Here is an 18,524-nt window from a genome sequence, read left to right as displayed (position 1 = left end):
GCGTCGCGGCGGGGCGTGCCGGTCCGTAATCGCGGGCTCGGCGAGGGGCCGGCGTGCACGCCCGTACCGTTCAGACGGGTGCCGCGCCGGCCAGTGCGAGCGCCCGCTCGGCCAGGGGTCGCACCTGGTCGGTGTCGGTCGGCACGAGCCCGACCCGGGTGCGGCGGTCCAGCAGGTCCTCGACCTCGGCAGCCCCCTCGTGGGTCACGCCGAAGACCAGCTCGGCGAGGGTCACCGGCGCGGTGGGCGAGGCCGGCGCCAGCAGCGTGACGTCGTCCAGGCCGGTGACCGAGCGCGCGGTGGCGAGCACCAGCGAGGCGTCCGTGCCGAAGCGGCGGACGAGGCGGGGCGGTGCGTCCAGCGCCGCGAGCACGGGCCGCGGCGCAGCGCCGGCCAGCGGCAGGTCGCGGGTGCGGCAGGCGCCGGCGGCGAGGCCGGTCGCCTCGAGGCCGGCGTCGAGGGCGTCCTGAGCCATGCGGCGGTAGGTGGTGAGCTTGCCGCCGACCACGGTGACCACGGCACCGGCACCGGCACGACTCCCGGCGCCCCGCACGCGGACGGCGTGCCGTCGCGAGAGGTCCGCGGTGCCGCTGCCGCCCGCGCCGGCCAGCAGCGGGCGCAGCCCCGCGAACGCGCCGAGGAGGTCGGCGGGGCCCGGCGGGTGGGCGAGCACGCCGCCGAGCACGTCGACCAGGAAGGCGACCTCGCCGGGCGTCGGCTCGGGCACGTCGGGCACCGGCCCGGGGGCCGGCTCGTCGGTGAGGCCGACGTAGGTGGTGCCGTCCGGCTGGGGCAGCAGCAGCACGAAGCGGGCACGCTCACCGGGCACGGGCACCGAGAGCGCCGTCGACAGCCCTCCGAGCGCGGCCGTGCGCACCACCAGGTGGGTGCCGCGGCTGGGCGTGAGCCGGAGCGAGGGGTCCAGGTCGCCCGCCCACACGCCCGAGGCGTTGACGACCAGGCGGGCGTGGACCTCCCGCTGCTCGCCGGTGCGGGCGTCGAGCAGGTCGGCCCCGCCGGGGCGGGTGGCCACGACGCGGACGCGGGTGCGCACGTGCGCGCCGTGCTGGGCCGCCGTCCGGGCGAGGGTGACCACGAGGCGGGCGTCGTCCTCGAGGCGACCGTCCCAGCCGAGGAGGCCACCGCGCAGGCCGGTGGGTCGCAGGGCGGGCGCCAGGGCGAGGGCCTCGGCGGCGCCGACGCGTCGGGAGCGGGGCAGCTCACCCGCTCCCGTGCCCGCCGCGTGCCGCAGCAGGTCGCCCGCGGCCAGGCCGGTGCGCACGACCGCGGCCTCGCGGTGGCCGGTGGCCTCGGTGAGGGGCACCAGCATCGGCAGCGGGTGGGTCAGGTGCGGGGCGGTGCGGCTCATCAGCAGGCCCCGCTCGATCGCGGACTCGCGCGCCACCCCGACCTGGCCGTGAGCGAGGTAGCGCAGGCCGCCGTGCACCAGCTTGCTGCTCCACCGCGAGGTGCCGTGGGCGAGGTCGTGGGCGTCGACGACCAGGACCCGCAGGCCACGCGCGGCGGCGTCGAGCGCGACGCCGGCGCCGGTGGCGCCCAGCCCGACCACGAGGACGTCGACCTGGGTCGGCGCGTCGGCCAGCCCGGCGCGCACGCGCGGCGTGGTGCCGGGGGTCATCTCAGGCGCCGTCCGTGGGCGCGAGCGAGGCCCGCAGCTGGTGGGCGAGCTCGGCCTCGAGGGCCGCCTCGCCCACCGCGTCGTCCACCATCGTCTGGCGGGAGAGGACGTGGCCGTGCAGCGTGAGCAGCAGCGCGCGGGCGAGGAGCACCGGGTCACCGGCACGGGCGGCGCCGGCCTCCTGGCAGCGGGCGACGGCGCCGGCCACGACCTGGGCCATCTGCTCCTGGCTGCGGCCGCGGCGGTTGAGCAGGTAGGGCAGGAGCAGCTCGGGGTCGAGCTCGACGATCCGGGCGAACAGCTCGTTCTCGCGCAGGGCCCGCACGGCGGCCAGCAGGTCGTCCACGAGCAGGTCGACGGGCCGGTCCGGGCGGGCCTCGTCGGGGCGGCTCGCCAGCACGTCGGCCATCACTCGCGACCACTCGCGGGTCATCAGGTCGCCCAGCAGGGTCGGCATGTCCGCCCACGTGCGGTAGATCGTCATCCGGCTGACCGCGGCCCGTCGGGAGACCTCGGTGAGGGTGGTGCGCCGCCAGCCGAGGTCGAGGAGGCAGGCGCGCGCCGCGTCCAGGTAGACGTCCTGGCGGGAGGAGTCGCCCTCGCTGTCAGCGGTGTTACGAAGTGACGGCATGTGTCACACTGTAACGCATGGACGTCTCCCGTACAGCCCCGCCGACCGAGATGGACCCGCAGCGCTGGGGCCCCACCGACTGCGCCGAGCCCCTGGCGCCCGCCGCCCGCGGCCTCGTCGAGCTCGCCTTCGGGCTGGCCGAGACGCCGCCCGCGCCGCTCGGCACGCCCCCGGCCGACGGTCTGCCCGCCGCCGTCCGCACCGCACTGGTCGACCTCCTCGGCCCCGCGCACGTGGACGACGGCGACGCGCTGCGTCGGCTGCGCACCGCCGGCAAGTCGACCCCGGACCTGCTGCGCGCCCGCGCCGGGGACGTGGCGGACGCACCCGACCTCGTGGTGCGCCCGGCCGACCACGACCAGGTGCAGGCGGTGCTCGACCTGGCGGTGGCCCACCGGGTCGCGGTGGTGCCGTTCGGCGGGGGCACCGGGGTCGTCGGCGGCGTCGCGGGCGGCCGCACCGCCCGGGAGGCCGGCCTCGCGGGGGCCCTCAGCCTCGACCTGGTGCGGCTCGACTCCCTGCTCGCGCTGGACGAGGTGTCCCTGACCGCGACCCTCGGCGCCGGGCTGCGGGGGCCGGCCGCCGAGGCGCTGCTGGCCGAGCACGGGCTGGTGCTGGGGCACTACCCGCAGTCCTTCGAGCACGCCAGCATCGGCGGGTTCGCCGCGACCCGCTCGTCGGGGCAGGCCTCGGCCGGCTACGGACGCTTCGACGCGATGGTGGTCGGCCTGCGCGCCGCCACGCCCCGTGGGCAGTGGCGCCTCGGCGTGGCCCCGGCCTCGGCCGCCGGCCCCGACCTGCGTCAGGTGCTGCTGGGGTCCGAGGGCGCGTTCGGCGTGGTCACCGAGGTGACGGTGCGGGTGCGCCGGGCGCCCTCGAGCGCGCGGTTCGGCGGCTGGCGCCTGCCGGACTTCGCCGCCGCCACGACGGCCGTGCGCACGCTGGCGCAGGAGGGCCTGCTGCCCACGGTGCTGCGGATCTCGGACGAGACCGAGACGGCGCTCAACCTGGCCGACCCCTCCGCCGTCGGCGAGGCCGCCTCCGCCGGGTGCCTCGTGGTGGTCGACGTCGAGGGCTCCGCGCGGCACGTGGCACGACGCTGGGAGGAGGTGGCCGAGGTGCTCGCGGCCCACGGCGGCACCGACCTGGGCGCCGGCCCGGGCGAGGCGTGGCGCGACGGGCGCTTCCACGGGCCCTACCTGCGCGACGCGCTGCTGGACGTCGGCGTGCTGGTCGAGACGCTGGAGACGGCGACCTTCTGGTCCGGCGTCGACGGGCTCAAGGCGGCCGTCACCGACGCCGTCTCCGCCTCGCTCGGTGACGGCACGCTCGTGCTGTGCCACGTCAGCCACGTCTACGAGACCGGCTGCTCGCTCTACTTCACCGTCGCCGCTCCCGGCGGGCAGGACCGTGCCGCGCGGTGGGGTGCCGCCAAGGCGGCCGCGTGCGAGGCGATCGTGGCCGCGGGCGGCACGATCACCCACCACCACGCCGTGGGCCGCGACCACCGCCCCTGGCTGCACCACGAGGTCGGGGACGTCGGGGTCGGCGTGCTGCGCGCGCTCAAGGCGGAGCTGGACCCCACGGGCGTGCTCAACCCCGGGGTGCTCGTGCCCTGACCTGTCCTCGCGCCCTGGCCGGCGCCGCACGCCCCGCGACCGGCGGGGTGCTGCCTCAGCGCGCGGGCAGCGTCCAGACGAGCAGCTCGGTGGCCACGGCCGCGGTGACCGTGCGGGCCTCGGTCTCGCCGTCCAGCAGGAACGCGTCGCCCGCCTCCAGCGGCTCCGCCAGGCTCGAGCGGACCAGCGCCCCGCGCGCCACGAAGCAGTGGACGAGGGGTGCCACCGGCAGGGTCACCGACCCACCGGCGGGCAGCCGGGCGACCAGCAGCCGCGCGTCGCCGGACCGGGGCCGGGCGCCGGTGTCGACCAGGTCGCCCGAGGCCAGGGCCTCCGGGTCCACCGGGAGCGACTCGAACGAGGCGGGCGCGTCGACGGCGTCGTCGTCCGGGGTGAGCCAGACCTGCACGAACCGCGTCGCGCCCACGCCCTGCGCGGCCACCTCGGCGTGGTCGACGCCCGCGCCGGCGTGCTGCACGGCCACGGTGCCGGGCGTGGTGGTGGCGGTGTGCCCGAGGGAGTCGGTGTGCTCGAGCGCGCCGGTCAGGACCCAGGTGACGATCTCCAGTCCCGCGTGGTGGTGCTCGCTGAAACCGGACCCGGGCCGCAGGTGGTGGTCGTCGTGGCAGGTCATCCGCCCGAACGAGACCCGTTCCGGGTCGTAGTGCTGCCCGAACGAGAACGAGTGGCGCGTGTGCCGCCCCGGCTCGCGGGTGGTGAATCGGCTCGTTCCCCGGCGGATCTCGACGCTCATGGACATCATGGTCTCGTGCCGCCGTCGCAGGATGCCCCCCGCCTGCCCCCGCTGCCGCCGGGGTTCCGGCTCGGCGTGGCCACCGCCGCCTACCAGGTGGAGGGTGCCCCCGAGGCGGAAGGTCGTGGACCCTCCGTGTGGGACACGTTCGCCGCGCGGCCCGGAGCCGTGGCCGGCGGGCTGGCTGCGGGCGACCTGGGCGCCGACCACTACCGGCGGTTCCGCGAGGACGTCTCGCTGCTGGCCGACCTCGGGGTGGACGCCTACCGCTTCTCCATCTCGTGGTCGCGCGTGCAGCCCAGCGGCCGCGGCGCGCCCAACGCCGCCGGCCTCGACCACTACGAGCGGCTGGTCGACACGCTGCTCAAGGCCGGGATCGACCCCGTCGTCACGCTGTTCCACGGCGACCTGCCGCAGGGCCTCGAGGACGACGGCGGGTGGCTCAACCGCGAGACGATCTCGCGCTTCGGCGACTACGCCGCCCTCGTCGGCGAGCGGCTCGCCGACCGGGTCAGCGCCTGGGTGCCGGTCGACGAGCCCAACGTCGTGGCCTTCCTCGGCTACGGCACCGGCTCGCACGCGCCGGGCCGTCGGCTCATGTTCCACGCCATCCCCGTGGCCCACCACCTGCTGATCGGGCACGGCGTCGCCACGTCCGCCCTGCGGGCCGCCGGGGCCGAGCGCGTCGGCTGCGCGAACCACCACGCGCCCATGTGGCCCGCCAGCGACGACGAGGCGGACGTCGGCGCGACCAAGCTGTTCGACTCGTTGTGGAACGGCTTCTTCATCGAGCCGATGCTGCTGGGGCGCTACCCGCGCGACCTGGAGATCCTGCTCGACGACGTGATCGAGCCGGGCGACCTCGCGCTCATCCGCCAGCCGCTCGACTTCTACGGGATCAGCTACTACGCCCCCATGCGGATCGCCGCGGCCCCCGAGGAGGCCGAGACCCCGTTCATGCCGGTGCCACTGCTCGGCTACCCGACCACCGACCTCGGCTGGCCGGTCGTGCCCGACGCGCTGCGCGAGTGGCTCATCACCTTCCGCGCCCGCTACCGGGCCGCGCTGCCGCCGCTGTGCATCACGGCCGCCGGTGCCGCCTACGCCGACACCCCCGACGAGCAGGGCGTGGTGGACGACGACGCCCGGATCGCCTACCTGGACGGCCACCTCCGCGCCGTCTCCGCCGCCGTCCAGCGAGGCGTCGACGTGCAGGGCATGTTCGTCTGGTCGCTGCTGGACGGCTTCGACGGCGCCCAGGGCTACCAGGCGCCGTTCGGCCTCGTCCGCGTCGAGCCGGGCTGCAAGAAGCGCGTGCCCAAGGCGTCCTTCGACTGGTTCCACGACGTCATCGCGTCGCGGACGCGGTCGATCGGCTGACCCCTCGACCAGCGGAGGCCTCGACCGGAGGGGGCTATCGCAGGACGCCGGCGGCGAGGCCCTCCACGACGAGACCGAGCCGGCGGGCGTCGGTGGCGAGGTTGACGCGGACGTGGCCGGCCAGGCCGGGGTGGTAGTCGCTGCCCTCGGCCACGCGGACGTGGTGCGCGCGGGCGGCCTCGGCAGGGCGCTCGACCCCGTACGCGCGCAGGTCGACCCAGGCCAGGCAGGTGGCCTCGACCGGCCGCACCCGGGCCCGCGGCAGCCGCTCGTCGAGCATCTTCTCCAGCAGGTCGCGCTGCTCGGCGATCCGCTCGCGCAGCGCCTCGAGCCAGTCGTCGCAGTCGTTCCAGGCGACGGTGCCGGCGACCATCCCCAGCACCGACGCGCCACCGTTCTGGGCGTGCGGCACGCCGCGGACCGCGGCTAGGTCGCCGTCGTCCAGCGTGATCACCTGTGCCGCGTGCAGGCCGGCGGTGGAGAACGTCTTGGAGTGGCTCGTGACCAGCACCGCGGACTCGTCGACGCTGAGGTAGGGCACGAACGCGGGGGAGCCCGCCAGCACCAGGGGCGCGTGGATCTCGTCGACGACCACGCGCACGCCGTGGGCGCGGGTCAGGTCGCGCAGCGCCTCCAGCTCGTGGCGGCGGTGCACGCGCCCGGTCGGGTTGTGCGGGTGGCAGAGGATCAGCGTCCGCGCACCGCTCTCCACGATCGCCCGCTCGAGGGCTGCCAGGTCGAGGGCGGCGTCGTCGGCGTCCGGGTCGGCCTCGACCATCACCAGCTCGTGGCCGGTGACCTCGACGACCTCGCGGAACGGCGGGTAGTGCGGGGTCGGCACCAGCACCGGCCCCGGCTCGGCCAGGGTCTCCAGGACGAGGCGGAGCCCCGCGACCACGTCGCCGACGACCGTGGAGCGGCCCGTCGGCAGCGTCCAGCCCCAGTGCCGCTGCGCGAACGCGACGAACGCGGCGTCGAGCTCGGCGGCCTGCAGGGTGTCGTGCCCGGGGGCGTAGCCGAGCATCCCGTCGGCGACCGCTGCGCCGACGGCGTCCAGGATCGGGAGCGCCACCTGGTAGTCGGTCTCCGCGACCCAAGCGGGCACGGTGCCCTCCTCGGTGGAGCCCCACTTGGTGGGCAGGGCGCGACGGAGCTGGGCGTCGGTGAGGTCGACGATCACGCGGACCAGTCTGGTCCGCTCCGACCAGCGGCCGGTGCGCGGGGTCGGTCGCCGCTCAGGGGGCGGTGAGCCGCGCGGCGACGGCGGCGAGGACGGCGGGGTCCCCGGGCGACGGGGTCCAGGGGAGGCGGAGCCGGTCGCGGGCCTCGTCACCGGCGTAGCGGGGGATCACGTGCCAGTGCAGGTGGAAGACCGTCTGCCAGGCGGCCTCGCCCCACGCGGTCAGGACGTTCACGCCGTCCGCGCCCAGGCGCTCGCGCATCCGGGCGCCGAGGGCCTGCGCCGCCCGCGCGGTCGCCGCGACGTCCTCGGGGTCGGCCGCACCGAGGTCCGCGGCGTGCGCCTTGGGGACCACCAGGGCGTGGCCGTCGCTGGCGGGGTTGATGTCGAGGAACGCGAGCGTGCGCTCGTCCTCGCCCACGACGGTGGCAGGGACCTCCCCGGCGACGATGTGGCAGAACAGACACGTCGCGTCGCGGTTCACCTCGCCTGGCACGGGCCCCAGCGTAGGCGGTCCTCACCCTCCCGGACCAGGTGCACGAGTACCCCCGAGGGGTAGTGGTAGAGGCATGGACACCTCCTGGAAGATGGCCGCGACCGCCACCCGCCACTGCCTCACCGGCTGCGCCGCCGGGGAGATCGTCGGCATGATCCTGGCCGCCGCCTTCGCCTGGCAGAACCTGACCAGCGTCACGGTCTCGTTCGTGCTGGCGTTCGTGTTCGGCTACTCGCTGACCTTCTGGGGCGTGAAGAAGGCGGGGTTCTCCACCTCGACCGCGGTCAAGGCGGCGCTGGCCTCCGACACGGTCTCGATCCTGGTGATGGAGCTCGTCGACAACGGCTTCATCGCCCTGATCCCCGGCGCGCTCTCCGCGACGCTCACGCAGTGGCTGTTCTGGTGGACGCTGGCGCTGTCGCTGGCCATCGCCTTCCTCGTGGCGGTGCCGGTGAACAAGTGGCTGATGGACCGCGGTCTCGGCCACGCCAAGGTGCACGAGCTGCACGGGCACAGCGGTGGGCACGGCGGCGGGCACGGTGACGGGCACGAGGGTCACGAGATGCACCACACGGCCCAGGGCCACTGACCGGACGGGCGTCACCCGGGTGTCACACGTCGGCCCTACGATCCGACTCATGCGCCGTCGCCTCGCCCTGCCTGCCCTTGCTGCCGCGTCCGTGCTGGTGCTCAGCGCCTGCGCGCCGACCGAGGAGTCGGTCTCGGCCTCCGACGACGGCTCGACGACGGCCGACGCGACCGCGGAGGGCTCGGACGGCAGCAGCGAGTCGGCCGACCCCGCCGCCTGCGTCACCGACGACATGCTGACGACGGCCGGCACGCTGACGGTGGGCACCGACTCGCCGGCCTACTCGCCGTGGTTCAAGGGCAACGACCCGACCAACGGCAAGGGGTACGAGTCCGCCGTGGCCTACGAGGTCGCCGGCCGCCTCGGGTTCAGCGAGGACGAGGTCACCTGGACCGTCGTCCCCTTCAACACCTCCTACGCGCCCGGCGCCAAGGACTTCGACTTCGACATCAACCAGATCTCGATCACCCCGCAGCGCGCGAAGGTCGTCGACTTCTCCGACGGCTACTACTCCGCCGCCCAGGCGGTCATCGCGCTGGACGGCTCCGCCGCCGCGGACGCCACCAGCCTGGACGACCTCAAGGACCTGAACCTCGGCGCGCAGACCGGCACCACCAGCCTCACCGCGATCACCGACGTGATCCAGCCCGACTCCGACCCGTCCGTCTTCCAGACCACGAACGCCGCCGTGCAGGCGCTGCAGAACGGTCAGGTCGACGCGATCCTCGCCGACCTGCCCACCGCCTTCTACATCTCGGCCGTGCAGCTGGACGGCGGCACCATCGTCGGACAGTTCCAGCCGGAGACCGGCGAGACCGAGGAGTTCGGCATGCTCTTCGCGAAGGGCTCCAGCCTCGTGACCTGCGTCAACGAGGCGCTCGCCGCGATGGAGGACGACGGCACGCTGGCCGCGATCGAGAAGAAGTGGCTCTCCGACTCCGTGTCCGTCCCCGAGCTGGACTGATCGGGGTCGGCACCGGGCGTGGGTCCCTCAGCAGCGCGGGCAGCGGCGCCCGCGGACTGGTCCCCGAGCGAGCGTGAGCTCGAGCGGCGAGCCCTCCGTCGACGGCAGCGGCGTCGCTCCACCCTGATCGCCACGGTCATGACCGTGGTGGTGCTCGGCCTGCTCCTCGTGGGGCTGGTCAGCTCGCCCGGCTGGGAGCGGGTCAAGGAGTACTTCTTCTCGCCCGAGGCCGCCCGCGAGTCCTGGCGGGCGGTGCTCGAGGCGATGTGGCTCAACGTCCGCCTCTTCGTCGTCTGCGAGATCGGCATCCTCGTGCTGGGCCTGCTCATCGCGGTCGCCCGCACGACCCGCTCGGCCTGGCTGGCGCCCGTGCGGGTCGTGGCGGTCGTCTACACCGACGTCGTCCGCGGCATCCCGACGATCCTGCTGATCACGATGTTCGGCTTCGGCATCCCGGCGCTGCAGCTGCAGGGCATCACCAACGACCGGGTCGTGTGGGCCGGCGTCGCGCTGGTGGTCTCCTACTCGGCCTACGTCTCGGAGGTCTTCCGCGCGGGGCTGGAGTCGGTGCACCCCTCGCAGGTGGCCAGCGCCCGCGCGCTGGGCCTCTCCGAGGGCCGCATCCTGCGGCACGTGGTGGTGCCCCAGGCGGTGCGCCGCATCGTCCCGCCGTTGCTCAACGACTTCGTGTCCCTGCAGAAGGACACCGCGCTCGTCTCCGTGCTGGGCGTCCTGGACGGCGTCTTCTGGGCCACCAACTACGCCAACTTCAACTTCAACTACACGCCGATGGTGGTCGTGGCGCTCTACTTCGTCGTGCTCACGGTGCCGCTGGCCCGGCTCACCGACCACCTGCAGAAGCGGCTGGTCGAGCGGGAGAGGGCGGGTGCCCGATGAGCGCGCTGCTGTCCGTGCGCGACCTGCGCAAGTCCTACGGCGACCGGGTCGTGCTCGAGGGCATCGACCTCGACGTCGAGCCCGGCGAGGTCGTCTGCCTGATCGGCGCCTCGGGGTCGGGCAAGTCCACGCTGCTGCGGTGCCTGAACCTGCTCGAGCAGGTGGACGACGGCACGATCACGTTCGAGGGCAACGAGATCACCGACCCGCGCACCGACGAGCGGGCCGTGCGCCGGCGGATGGGCATGGTCTTCCAGGCCTACAACCTGTTCCCGCACCTCACCGTGCTGCAGAACTGCGTGCTCGCCCCGCGGTTCGCCCACCGCCGCTCCCGTCGTGAGGCGGAGGAGCGGGCCCGTGACCTGCTCGGACGCTTCGGGCTGGGCGAGTTCGCGGACGTCCACCCCGACCGGCTCAGCGGTGGCCAGCAGCAGCGCGCCGCCGTCGTCCGTGCCCTGTGCACGAGCCCGTCGCTGCTCCTGCTCGACGAGGTGACCGCCGCCCTGGACCCCGAGCTCGTCGGCGAGGTGCTCGGCATCCTGCGCGAGCTGGCCGCCGAGGGCACCACGATGGTGCTGGCCACGCACGAGATGTCGTTCGCACGGGACGTCGCCACCCGCGTCGTCTTCCTCGACGCCGGCCGCGTCTGCGAGGAGGGCCCGCCCTCCCAGGTGCTCGGCGCGCCGCTCCAGGAGCGGACCCGCGCCTTCCTCGCCCGCGTCCTCTGACGAGCGCCCTCGTGTCGGGACGTCATGCGGAGCGGACGCAGTCCCCCTCAGATGCATGACGTCCCGGGTGCAGGATGGGGCGCATGCCCCAGCAGCAGAACCCCGGTGACCAGGCAGGACGAGGCGGGCCGCTGGCCGGCGTGAAGGTGGTCGAGCTGGCGGGCATCGGGCCCGGTCCGCACGCGTGCATGATCCTCGCCGACCTGGGTGCGGACGTGATCCGGCTCGACCGGCCCCAGGGCCAGATGTTCACCGGTGGTGCGCACGACCTGCTCAACCGCGGCCGCCCCAGCGTCGCGCTCGACCTCACCCACCCCGAGGCCGCCGACCTGGTGCTCGGCCTCGTGCGCGACGCCGACGTGCTCGTCGAGGGGATGCGGCCCGGTGTCACCGAGCGCCGCGGCGTCGGGCCGGCCGAGTGCCTCGCGGTGAACCCGGCGCTGGTCTACGGGCGGATGACCGGCTGGGGGCAGGACGGTCCGCTCGCCCAGGCGGCCGGTCACGACCTCACCTACACGGCCCTGACCGGTGCGCTGCACGGCGCGGGGCAGGACCCGGCGCGTCCGCACTTCCCCCGGAACCTGCTCGGCGACTTCGGCGGCGGCTCGACGTACCTGGTCATCGGCGTGCTCGCCGCCCTCACCCACGCCCGCGCCACCGGCCGCGGCCAGGTGGTCGACGCCGCGATCGTCGACGGTCTCGCCCACCTCGACGCGATGACCCACGCCCTGGCCAACGGTGGCCTCGACACCCAGCCCCGCGGCCGCAACCTGCTCGACGGCGGCGCCCCCTTCTACGACCTCTACGAGACCGCGGACGGCGGCCACGTCGCCGTCGGTGCCCTCGAGCCGCCGTTCTTCGCCGCCCTGCTCGAGGTGCTGGACGTCGCAGCGGACTGCCCCGGCCAGCTCGACCTGGCCCGCTGGCCGGAGATGCGCGCCCTGTTCGCCGAGACGATCCGCGGCCGCACCCGGGAGGAGTGGACGGCCGCCGCCGAGGGCACGGACGCCTGCCTCGTCCCCGTGCTGACCCGGGAGGAGGCGCCCCTCCACCCGCACCTGGCCGCGCGCGGCACCTTCCTGCCCGGCGAGCACGGCCCCCAGCCCGCCCCGGCACCCCGGTTCTCCGAGACGCCGGCCAGCCTCGGCACCCCGCCGCCGGCCGTGGTCGGTCAGGACACCCGCGCCGCGCTGGCCGCCTGGGGGGTCGCGGACGTCGACGGCCTGATCGAGCGCGGCGTCGTCCACCAGGCCTGAGGTCTCGATCACCGGGAGGCGTGCCAGCACAGATCTCCACTAATGAATATCTGTCAATAACGGCGGATCCGCGTTACCGTCGCCACATGACCTCCCAGGACACCAGCCCGGCGCAGCCGGTGGAGGACGTCGACGTCCTCGTCATCGGCGCGGGGCTCTCCGGCATCGGCGCCGCCTGCCAGATCGTCACCCGCCACCCCGGCAAGTCGGTCGCGGTGCTCGAGGCCCGCGCCACGAGCGGCGGCACGTGGGACCTGTTCCGCTACCCCGGCATCCGGTCGGACTCGGACATGTTCACCTTCGGCTTCCGGTGGCGGCCGTGGCCCAGCGACACAGCGCTGGCCGACGGGCACCTGATCCTCGACTACCTGCGGGCGGTCGCGGAGGAGTACGACGTGGAGCGGCTGATCCGCTACGACCACCGGGTCACCAGCGCCGCGTGGAGCAGCGACGAGCAGCGCTGGACGGTCACCTACACCCACGACGGGGTCGAGAAGCAGGTCCGGTGCAGCCTGCTGTGGGGCTGCTCCGGCTACTACGACTACGAGAAGGGCCACGCCCCGGTCTTCCCCGGGGCCGAGGACTTCGAGGGCCAGGTCGTGCACCCGCAGTTCTGGCCCGAGGACCTCGACTACGCGGGCAAGAAGGTCGTGGTCATCGGCTCCGGCGCGACCGCCGTGACGCTCGTGCCGGCCATGGCGCCGACCGCCGAGCACGTGACGATGCTCCAGCGCTCGCCCACCTACATCCTGTCCCGGCCCGGCCGCGACGGCTGGGGCAAGGCCCTGGCCCGGCTGCCCGAGAAGCTCCGGTTCCCGCTGGTGCGGTGGAAGAACATCCTGGTGCAGGTGGGCAGCTACCAGCTGTTCCAGCGCCGGCCGGAGTGGGGCAAGAACCTCATCCGCACCGCCACGGCGCGGCAGCTGGAGGGCACGGGCCTCGACGTCGACACCCACTTCAAGCCCGACTACAACCCGTGGGACCAGCGGCTCTGCTTCGTCCCCGACTCCGACCTGTTCAAGGCGCTGCGCAGCGGCAAGGCCGACGTGGTCACCGACCACATCGAGACCTTCGACGCCACCGGCATCCGGCTGACCAGCGGCGAGCACCTGGACGCCGACATCATCGTCACGGCCACCGGCCTGCGGCTCAAGGCGTTCGGCGGCATCTCGATGACCGTCGACGGCGCCGAGGTCAAGGCCCACGAGACGATGGCCTACAAGGCGCTGATGCTCTCCGGCGTCCCGAACTTCGTCTACACGATCGGCTACACGAACGCGTCCTGGACGCTCAAGGCCGACCTGGTCAGCGACTACGTCTGCCGGATGCTCGAGCACCTCGACAGCCACGGGCTGAGCAGCTTCGTGGCCGAGCGCGACCCCAGCGTGGGGGAGCGGCCGTTCATGGACTTCCAGTCCGGCTACGTGCTGCGGGCGCTCGACCACCTGCCCCGGCAGGGCGACCGGGCGCCGTGGATGCTCAAGCAGAACTACCTCACCGACCTGCGCACCATCCGGCACGACGAGCTGGACGACGGGGTCCTGGCGTTCCGCTGACGCCGCCCGTGCCCGAGGGGGTGAGATGCCCCGCGGGCCGGATGGGTATCCGAGGAGGGTGCGGCCCCGACGGCGGGGCCCTCTCATCCGAGGAGGAACCATGGCGATCAGCGACAAGCTGTCGAACAAGTCCGAGGAGCTCGGCGGCAAGGGCAAGGAGACGGTCGGCGAGGCCACCGGCAACGAGCAGCTCCAGGCCGAGGGCAAGGCCGACCAGTCCTCGGCCGGCCTGAAGCAGGCCGGCGAGAAGCTCAAGGACGCCGCCAAGGACGTCAAGGGCGCCGTCTCGAAGTGACGCGCCACGTCTGAGCGCCACGTCTGAGCACCACGTCTGAGCACCACGTCTGAGCACCACTTCTGAGCACCGCGTCTGAGCGCGCGTGACACCTCGGTCCCACGACCGAGCCCGACGAGGGCCGCCCCGCACCGGGGCGGCCCTCGCCGCGTCCCGGGGTGCCTCCGTCCCCGGGCGGGTGACCCGACCCAGGCCGCGGACGCGGGAGCATCGGAGGCGCAAGCCGCCGCGACCGAGATCAGGAGCCCGGAGGACCCGTGAGCCAGATCGTCCGCCGCAGCCTGTGGGACAAGGTCCCGCGCGACCACTGGGACAGCCCCCAGGTGCTGCGCCGACGCCAGGTCGTCGTGGCCGTGGTGGTCGTCGCCGGTGCGGTCGCCCTCGGCTTCCTGCTGCGCACCGACCCGGGCTCGGTCGCCTTCTACCTGCTCACCCTCGTGCTCGCGGCGATCTGGACGACCGGGGCGTTCGTCTCGGGTCGCATCCACCTGGGGCGGATCGCCTTCCGCGACCGGCTGGTGCGCCCCGTCCTCTCGCCGTTCCTGGTGGGGGCGGTGATGGTCGGGGTGTTCGTGGCCGGCGGGTACCTGGTGCAGGCCATCGACGTGCTGGCGCCGCTGGTCGAGGAGATCCGCTCGGTGCTCGACTACTCGACGCAGGGCTCGCTGCCGATCCTGGTGGTGGTCACCGCGATCAACGGGATCGCCGAGGAGCTGTTCTTCCGCGGCGCCGCCTACGCGGCCACGCCGCGCCGCCCCGTCCTCGTGACGACGGTGGCCTACCTGGTGGCGACGCTGGCCAGCGGCAACGTGATGCTCGCCTTCGCCGCGGTGCTGCTGGGCGTCGTGGTCGGGCTCGAGCGGCGGGCCTCGGGCGGCGTGCTGGCGCCGATCATCACGCACCTGACGTGGTCGCTGTCGATGCTGCTCGTGCTGCCGCTGGTGTTCGCCTGACGATTGTCGGGTAAAGCCGCAGGTCGCGCCGGGTCCAGCGGCACCCGAAGGACGTGCAAGAGGGGCCAAATGTACCCCTCACCTGGGCCGACGGGACCTTGTGAAAGTTCTCACGAGCGCTTCGGAAGACACTGTGGGGCACGTACCTTGGCAGCGTGATGCCCCTTCTCGACACCGTCGTCGGGTCGCTCGACGTGCACGCGAGCCTGACCGCCCTGACCTCCCTGACCGCCGACGCGAGCAGCACCGCCGACCCGGCGGGCCTGCTGCCGGCCCGCCAGCAGATGGCGCTGTCGCTGGGCTGGCACATCATCCTGGCGTGCTTCGGCGTCGCCTTCCCGACGATCATCCTGGCGATGCACTGGCGCGGCGTGTACCGCGAGGACGCCGACGCGCTGCGTCTCGCCCGCCGCTGGTCGAAGGTCTCGGCGGTCCTCTTCGCCATCGGCGCCGTCTCCGGCACCGTGCTCAGCTTCGAGATGGGCCTGCTCTGGCCCGGCCTGATGGGCACGTTCGGCGACGTCCTCGGCCTGCCGTTCGCGTTCGAGGGGCTCGCCTTCTTCCTCGAGGCGATCTTCATCGGCCTCTACCTCTACGGGTGGGACCGGATGAAGCCCAAGGTGCACCTGCTGATGCTGGTGCCGATGGCCATCACGGGCGTGGTCGGCACGTTCTGCGTGCTCGCGGTGAACGCGTGGATGAACGAGCCCACCGGCTTCGACATCGTCGACGGCGAGGTCACCAACATCCAGCCCTGGGCCGCGTTCTTCAACGATCGCGTCTGGCTCCAGTTCGGCCACATGTGGGTCGCCACGTTCATGGTCGCGGGCTTCTGCATCGCCGCGGTCTACGCCGTGGGGATGCTCAAGGGCCGTCGCGACCGGCACCACCGCCTGGGCTTCATCGTGCCGTTCGTCTTCGCCTCGGTGGCCGCGATCTCCCAGCCCGTCGTGGGCCACTTCCTCGGCGCGGAGCTGGCCGAGATCCAGCCGAGCAAGCTCGCCGCGATGGAGCTGGCGACCACGTCCGAGAGCCCCTCGCCGATGACGCTGGGCGGGTACGTCAACAGCGACGGCGAGAAGGTCGGCGCCATCGAGATCCCCTACCTGGGCTCGATCATCGCGATGGAGTCGCTCTCGGAGCCGGTGCCCTCCCTGGACGAGTTCGCGGAGGAGGACCTGCCCCCGGTCAACCTCACCCACTGGTCGTTCCAGATCATGATCGGTCTGGGCATGCTGCTGATGGGCCTCGCGCTGATCTTCTGGTTCGCGCGCTGGCGGAAGTGGGACCTGCTCGACACCGACCGGGCCACGAGCCGGTGGTTCCTGCGGATCATGGCCTTCTCCGGCATCGCGGCCATCGCCGCCATGGAGACGGGATGGATCACCACCGAGGTCGGCCGACAGCCCTGGATCGTCTACGGCGTCATGCGCACCCCCGAGGCTGCCGGCGACAACTCCGGGCTGTGGTGGCTCTACTGGATCACCGTCGTCGTCTACACGCTGATGACGATCGGCGCGATCGTCGTCCTGCGGTCCATGGCCAAGCGGTGGCGCCGAGGGGACGAGTCGCTGCCCAGCCCGTACGGGCCGGAGCTGCAGCCGAGCGGCACCGACGCGGTGGACGCCGGCGCGGAGAAGGCGGCCGGCCGATGAGCCTCGAGGTGGTCGTGGCGGCCGCGCTCTTCGCGGGCGTCCTGTTCTACGCCGTGCTCGGCGGGGCCGACTTCGGCTCGGGGTTCTACGACCTCACCGCGGGCGGCTCCCGGTCGGGTGCGCGCATCCGCCGCCAGGTCGACCACTCGATCGGGCCGGTCTGGGAGGCCAACCACGTCTGGCTGATCTACGTGCTCGTCGTCTGGTGGACGGCGTTCCCCAGCGCCTACGAGCCGGTGATGCGGACGCTGATCGTGCCGCTGTTCCTGGCGGTCGGCGGCATCGTCCTGCGGGGCTCCGCGTTCGCGTTCCGCAAGTACGCCGAGTCGCTGGCCCTGGCCCGCTTCTTCGGCGTGGTCTTCGCGGTCTCCTCGGTCATCACACCGTTCTTCCTGGGCGCGGTGGCCGGTGCGATCGCCTCGGGCCGGGTCCCCGCCGAGGGACGCGGCGACCTCTGGGCCTCCTGGCTGAACCCGACCTCGGTCATCGGCGGGCTGGTGGCGATCGGCACCTGCGCCTTCCTGGCCGGCGTCTTCCTCGTCGCCGACGCCACCCGCGGCCCGGACGCCGACCTCGCCGCCTCGCTGCGCCGCCGCGTCCTCGCGGTGGGCATCGGCACCGGTGCGATCGTGCTGGCCGGCCTCATCCCGCTGCACGACGACGCCCCGACCCTCTGGTACGGGCTCACGCACCGCGCGCTGCCGCTGGTGATCGCCTCGGCGGTGCTCGGCGCCGCGACCCTGGTGCTGCTGTGGGTGCGCCGCCCGGGCGTCGCCCGCGTCACCGCCGTGGGCGCCGTCGCGGCGGTCGTCTCGGGCTGGGGCATGGGCCAGTACCCGTGGTTCCTGGTGGACGAGATCACCATCACCGACGCCGCGGGGGCGACCGCGACCCTCGAGGCGCTGCTCGTGGCCGTGGGCCTGGCGGCCGCCCTGGTGGGCCCCTCGCTCGGCTACCTGCTGTGGACCGCCCAGAAGTGGTCCGCGGAGGACGCGCACTGACCTCTCAGGCCGAGGCGGGTGCGCTCTCCTCGGCCAGGGCGAGGCGCACCATCTCCACGTAGCTCATCGGCTCGAACGGCACGACGTCACGGATGCTGGTGTCGGTGACCAGCACCTCGGTGCCCATCGACTCGATCAGGTTGCCCGCGGTGGTGGCGTCGACGCCGGTGACCAGGCGGATCCACCACTCGCTCAGCATCGGGGTGCCCACCGGCACCTCGAGGATGGGCGGCTTGCGCCCGAGCAGCACCTTGCCGGCCTCCTGGAGCATGCCGGTGTAGGAGAGCTGGTCGGCGCCGCCGATCTCGAAGACGCGGTCGAGGGCCTGGTCGTTGCCGGTGACGCCGACGACGTAGCGGACGACGTCGTCCACCGCGATGGGCTGCGTACGGGTGGCCGCCCACCGGGGCACGACCATGGCGGGCAGGTGCTTGACCAGCTGCCGGGTCATCTCCCAGGAGACCCCGCCGGCGCCGACGACGATCGCGGCGCGCAGCACCGTGACCGGCACGCCCGAGGAGCCGAGCAGGTGCTCGACCTCGCGGCGCGAGCGCAGGTGCGGGGAGAGGGACTCGCCGTCGGCGCCCAGGCCGCCGAGGTAGACGATCTGGTCGACGCCGGCGGCCGCCGCGGCCAGGCCGAAGTCACGGGCCGCCGCCGCGTCCTTCTTCTCGAAGTCGGTGTCGTCGAGGCTGTGGACCAGGTAGATCGCCACGTCCACGCCCTCCATCGGCTCGGCGAGCGAGCCGGCGTCGAAGACGTCACCGAAGACAGGGGTGCCCTCACCGGTGTAGGTGTCGGGGTGGCGGGTCATGGCCTTGACCGTGTGACCGGCCTCGGTCAGGCAGGGCACGAGTCGACCACCGACGAAGCCGCTGGCGCCGGTCACGAGCACGGTGAGACCCATGGGTCGACGGTAGGCAGGCGGACG

At 73.7% G+C, this 18,524-nt stretch carries 18 protein-coding genes; 12 read left to right on the top strand and 6 right to left on the bottom strand.

Going from position 1 to position 18,524, the window contains the following annotated elements; genetic code table 11:
• Nucleotides 1–70: 70 nt before the first annotated feature.
• Both M8316_RS01725 and M8316_RS01720 read right to left on the bottom strand, forming a co-directional pair.
• The gene (locus tag M8316_RS01725; RefSeq protein ID WP_250051421.1) at nucleotides 71–1,639 is read right to left on the bottom strand and encodes a glycerol-3-phosphate dehydrogenase/oxidase; all 1,569 of its coding nucleotides are present in this window, start codon (nucleotides 1,637–1,639) and stop codon (nucleotides 71–73) included.
• A gap of 1 nt (nucleotide 1,640) precedes the next feature.
• Entirely contained in the window at nucleotides 1,641–2,270 is a 630-nt protein-coding gene (locus M8316_RS01720) for a TetR/AcrR family transcriptional regulator (RefSeq protein WP_250051419.1), read from the bottom strand.
• 17 nt (nucleotides 2,271–2,287) lie between these two features.
• Between M8316_RS01720 and M8316_RS01715 the strand changes: the two genes are divergently transcribed.
• A complete protein-coding gene (locus M8316_RS01715; RefSeq protein WP_250051417.1) occupies nucleotides 2,288–3,889 on the top strand; it encodes an FAD-binding oxidoreductase in 1,602 nt (533 codons plus the stop codon).
• Nucleotides 3,890–3,944: 55 nt separating this feature from the next.
• Here the strand turns inward: M8316_RS01715 and M8316_RS01710 are convergent, their stop codons facing one another.
• Nucleotides 3,945–4,643, bottom strand: a complete 699-nt coding sequence (locus tag M8316_RS01710) for a pirin family protein (RefSeq protein WP_250051415.1) — start codon at nucleotides 4,641–4,643, stop codon at nucleotides 3,945–3,947.
• 15 nt (nucleotides 4,644–4,658) lie between these two features.
• Between M8316_RS01710 and M8316_RS01705 the strand changes: the two genes are divergently transcribed.
• Nucleotides 4,659–6,023, top strand: a complete 1,365-nt coding sequence (locus tag M8316_RS01705) for a GH1 family beta-glucosidase (RefSeq protein WP_250051413.1) — start codon at nucleotides 4,659–4,661, stop codon at nucleotides 6,021–6,023.
• A gap of 34 nt (nucleotides 6,024–6,057) precedes the next feature.
• Here the strand turns inward: M8316_RS01705 and M8316_RS01700 are convergent, their stop codons facing one another.
• Nucleotides 6,058–7,203, bottom strand: a complete 1,146-nt coding sequence (locus M8316_RS01700; protein ID WP_250051411.1) for an aminotransferase class I/II-fold pyridoxal phosphate-dependent enzyme — start codon at nucleotides 7,201–7,203, stop codon at nucleotides 6,058–6,060.
• 55 nt (nucleotides 7,204–7,258) lie between these two features.
• Nucleotides 7,259–7,699 (bottom strand): HIT family protein, encoded by a 441-nt coding sequence (locus M8316_RS01695; protein ID WP_250051410.1) that lies wholly within the window; start codon nucleotides 7,697–7,699, stop codon nucleotides 7,259–7,261.
• A 73-nt stretch (nucleotides 7,700–7,772) separates the two neighbouring features.
• Between M8316_RS01695 and M8316_RS01690 the strand changes: the two genes are divergently transcribed.
• From M8316_RS01690 to M8316_RS01645, 10 genes are all read left to right on the top strand, one after another.
• The gene (locus M8316_RS01690; RefSeq protein ID WP_250051408.1) at nucleotides 7,773–8,288 is read left to right on the top strand and encodes a DUF4396 domain-containing protein; all 516 of its coding nucleotides are present in this window, start codon (nucleotides 7,773–7,775) and stop codon (nucleotides 8,286–8,288) included.
• A gap of 49 nt (nucleotides 8,289–8,337) precedes the next feature.
• Complete coding sequence (locus M8316_RS01685; protein WP_250051407.1) at nucleotides 8,338–9,252, top strand: ABC transporter substrate-binding protein; 915 nt, start codon at nucleotides 8,338–8,340, stop codon at nucleotides 9,250–9,252.
• A gap of 138 nt (nucleotides 9,253–9,390) precedes the next feature.
• Nucleotides 9,391–10,149 carry an amino acid ABC transporter permease gene (locus tag M8316_RS01680; RefSeq protein ID WP_250051405.1) on the top strand — a complete coding sequence of 253 codons (759 nt, stop codon included), beginning with the start codon at nucleotides 9,391–9,393 and terminating at the stop codon, nucleotides 10,147–10,149.
• Nucleotides 10,146–10,877 (top strand): amino acid ABC transporter ATP-binding protein, encoded by a 732-nt coding sequence (locus M8316_RS01675; protein WP_272494467.1) that lies wholly within the window; start codon nucleotides 10,146–10,148, stop codon nucleotides 10,875–10,877. Before M8316_RS01680 ends, M8316_RS01675 begins: the two co-directional genes overlap by 4 nt.
• Nucleotides 10,878–10,960: 83 nt before the next feature.
• Nucleotides 10,961–12,133 carry a CaiB/BaiF CoA transferase family protein gene (locus M8316_RS01670; RefSeq protein WP_250051403.1) on the top strand — a complete coding sequence of 391 codons (1,173 nt, stop codon included), beginning with the start codon at nucleotides 10,961–10,963 and terminating at the stop codon, nucleotides 12,131–12,133.
• A gap of 86 nt (nucleotides 12,134–12,219) precedes the next feature.
• Nucleotides 12,220–13,689, top strand: coding sequence for a flavin-containing monooxygenase (locus tag M8316_RS01665; RefSeq protein WP_250051401.1), 1,470 nt, complete (start codon nucleotides 12,220–12,222; stop codon nucleotides 13,687–13,689).
• A gap of 100 nt (nucleotides 13,690–13,789) precedes the next feature.
• Nucleotides 13,790–13,984, top strand: coding sequence for a CsbD family protein (locus M8316_RS01660; RefSeq protein ID WP_250051399.1), 195 nt, complete (start codon nucleotides 13,790–13,792; stop codon nucleotides 13,982–13,984).
• Between the two features lie 257 nt (nucleotides 13,985–14,241).
• Complete coding sequence (locus tag M8316_RS01655) at nucleotides 14,242–14,937, top strand: CPBP family glutamic-type intramembrane protease (RefSeq protein WP_250051397.1); 696 nt, start codon at nucleotides 14,242–14,244, stop codon at nucleotides 14,935–14,937.
• Between the two features lie 158 nt (nucleotides 14,938–15,095).
• The gene (locus tag M8316_RS01650; RefSeq protein ID WP_250051585.1) at nucleotides 15,096–16,592 is read left to right on the top strand and encodes a cytochrome ubiquinol oxidase subunit I; all 1,497 of its coding nucleotides are present in this window, start codon (nucleotides 15,096–15,098) and stop codon (nucleotides 16,590–16,592) included.
• A complete protein-coding gene (locus M8316_RS01645; protein ID WP_250051395.1) occupies nucleotides 16,589–17,593 on the top strand; it encodes a cytochrome d ubiquinol oxidase subunit II in 1,005 nt (334 codons plus the stop codon). The genes M8316_RS01650 and M8316_RS01645 overlap by 4 nt, the downstream gene beginning before the upstream one ends.
• 4 nt (nucleotides 17,594–17,597) lie before the next feature.
• Here the strand turns inward: M8316_RS01645 and M8316_RS01640 are convergent, their stop codons facing one another.
• Nucleotides 17,598–18,500 carry an NAD(P)H-binding protein gene (locus M8316_RS01640; RefSeq protein ID WP_250051393.1) on the bottom strand — a complete coding sequence of 301 codons (903 nt, stop codon included), beginning with the start codon at nucleotides 18,498–18,500 and terminating at the stop codon, nucleotides 17,598–17,600.
• Nucleotides 18,501–18,524: the final 24 nt, after the last annotated feature.

Source organism: Nocardioides bruguierae (genome assembly GCF_023554635.1).
GTDB classification, from domain to species: Bacteria; Actinomycetota; Actinomycetes; order Propionibacteriales; family Nocardioidaceae; genus Nocardioides; species Nocardioides bruguierae.
The sequence above is the reverse complement of the archived record's forward strand: the minus strand, read 5'-3'. Positions and strand labels throughout refer to the sequence as shown.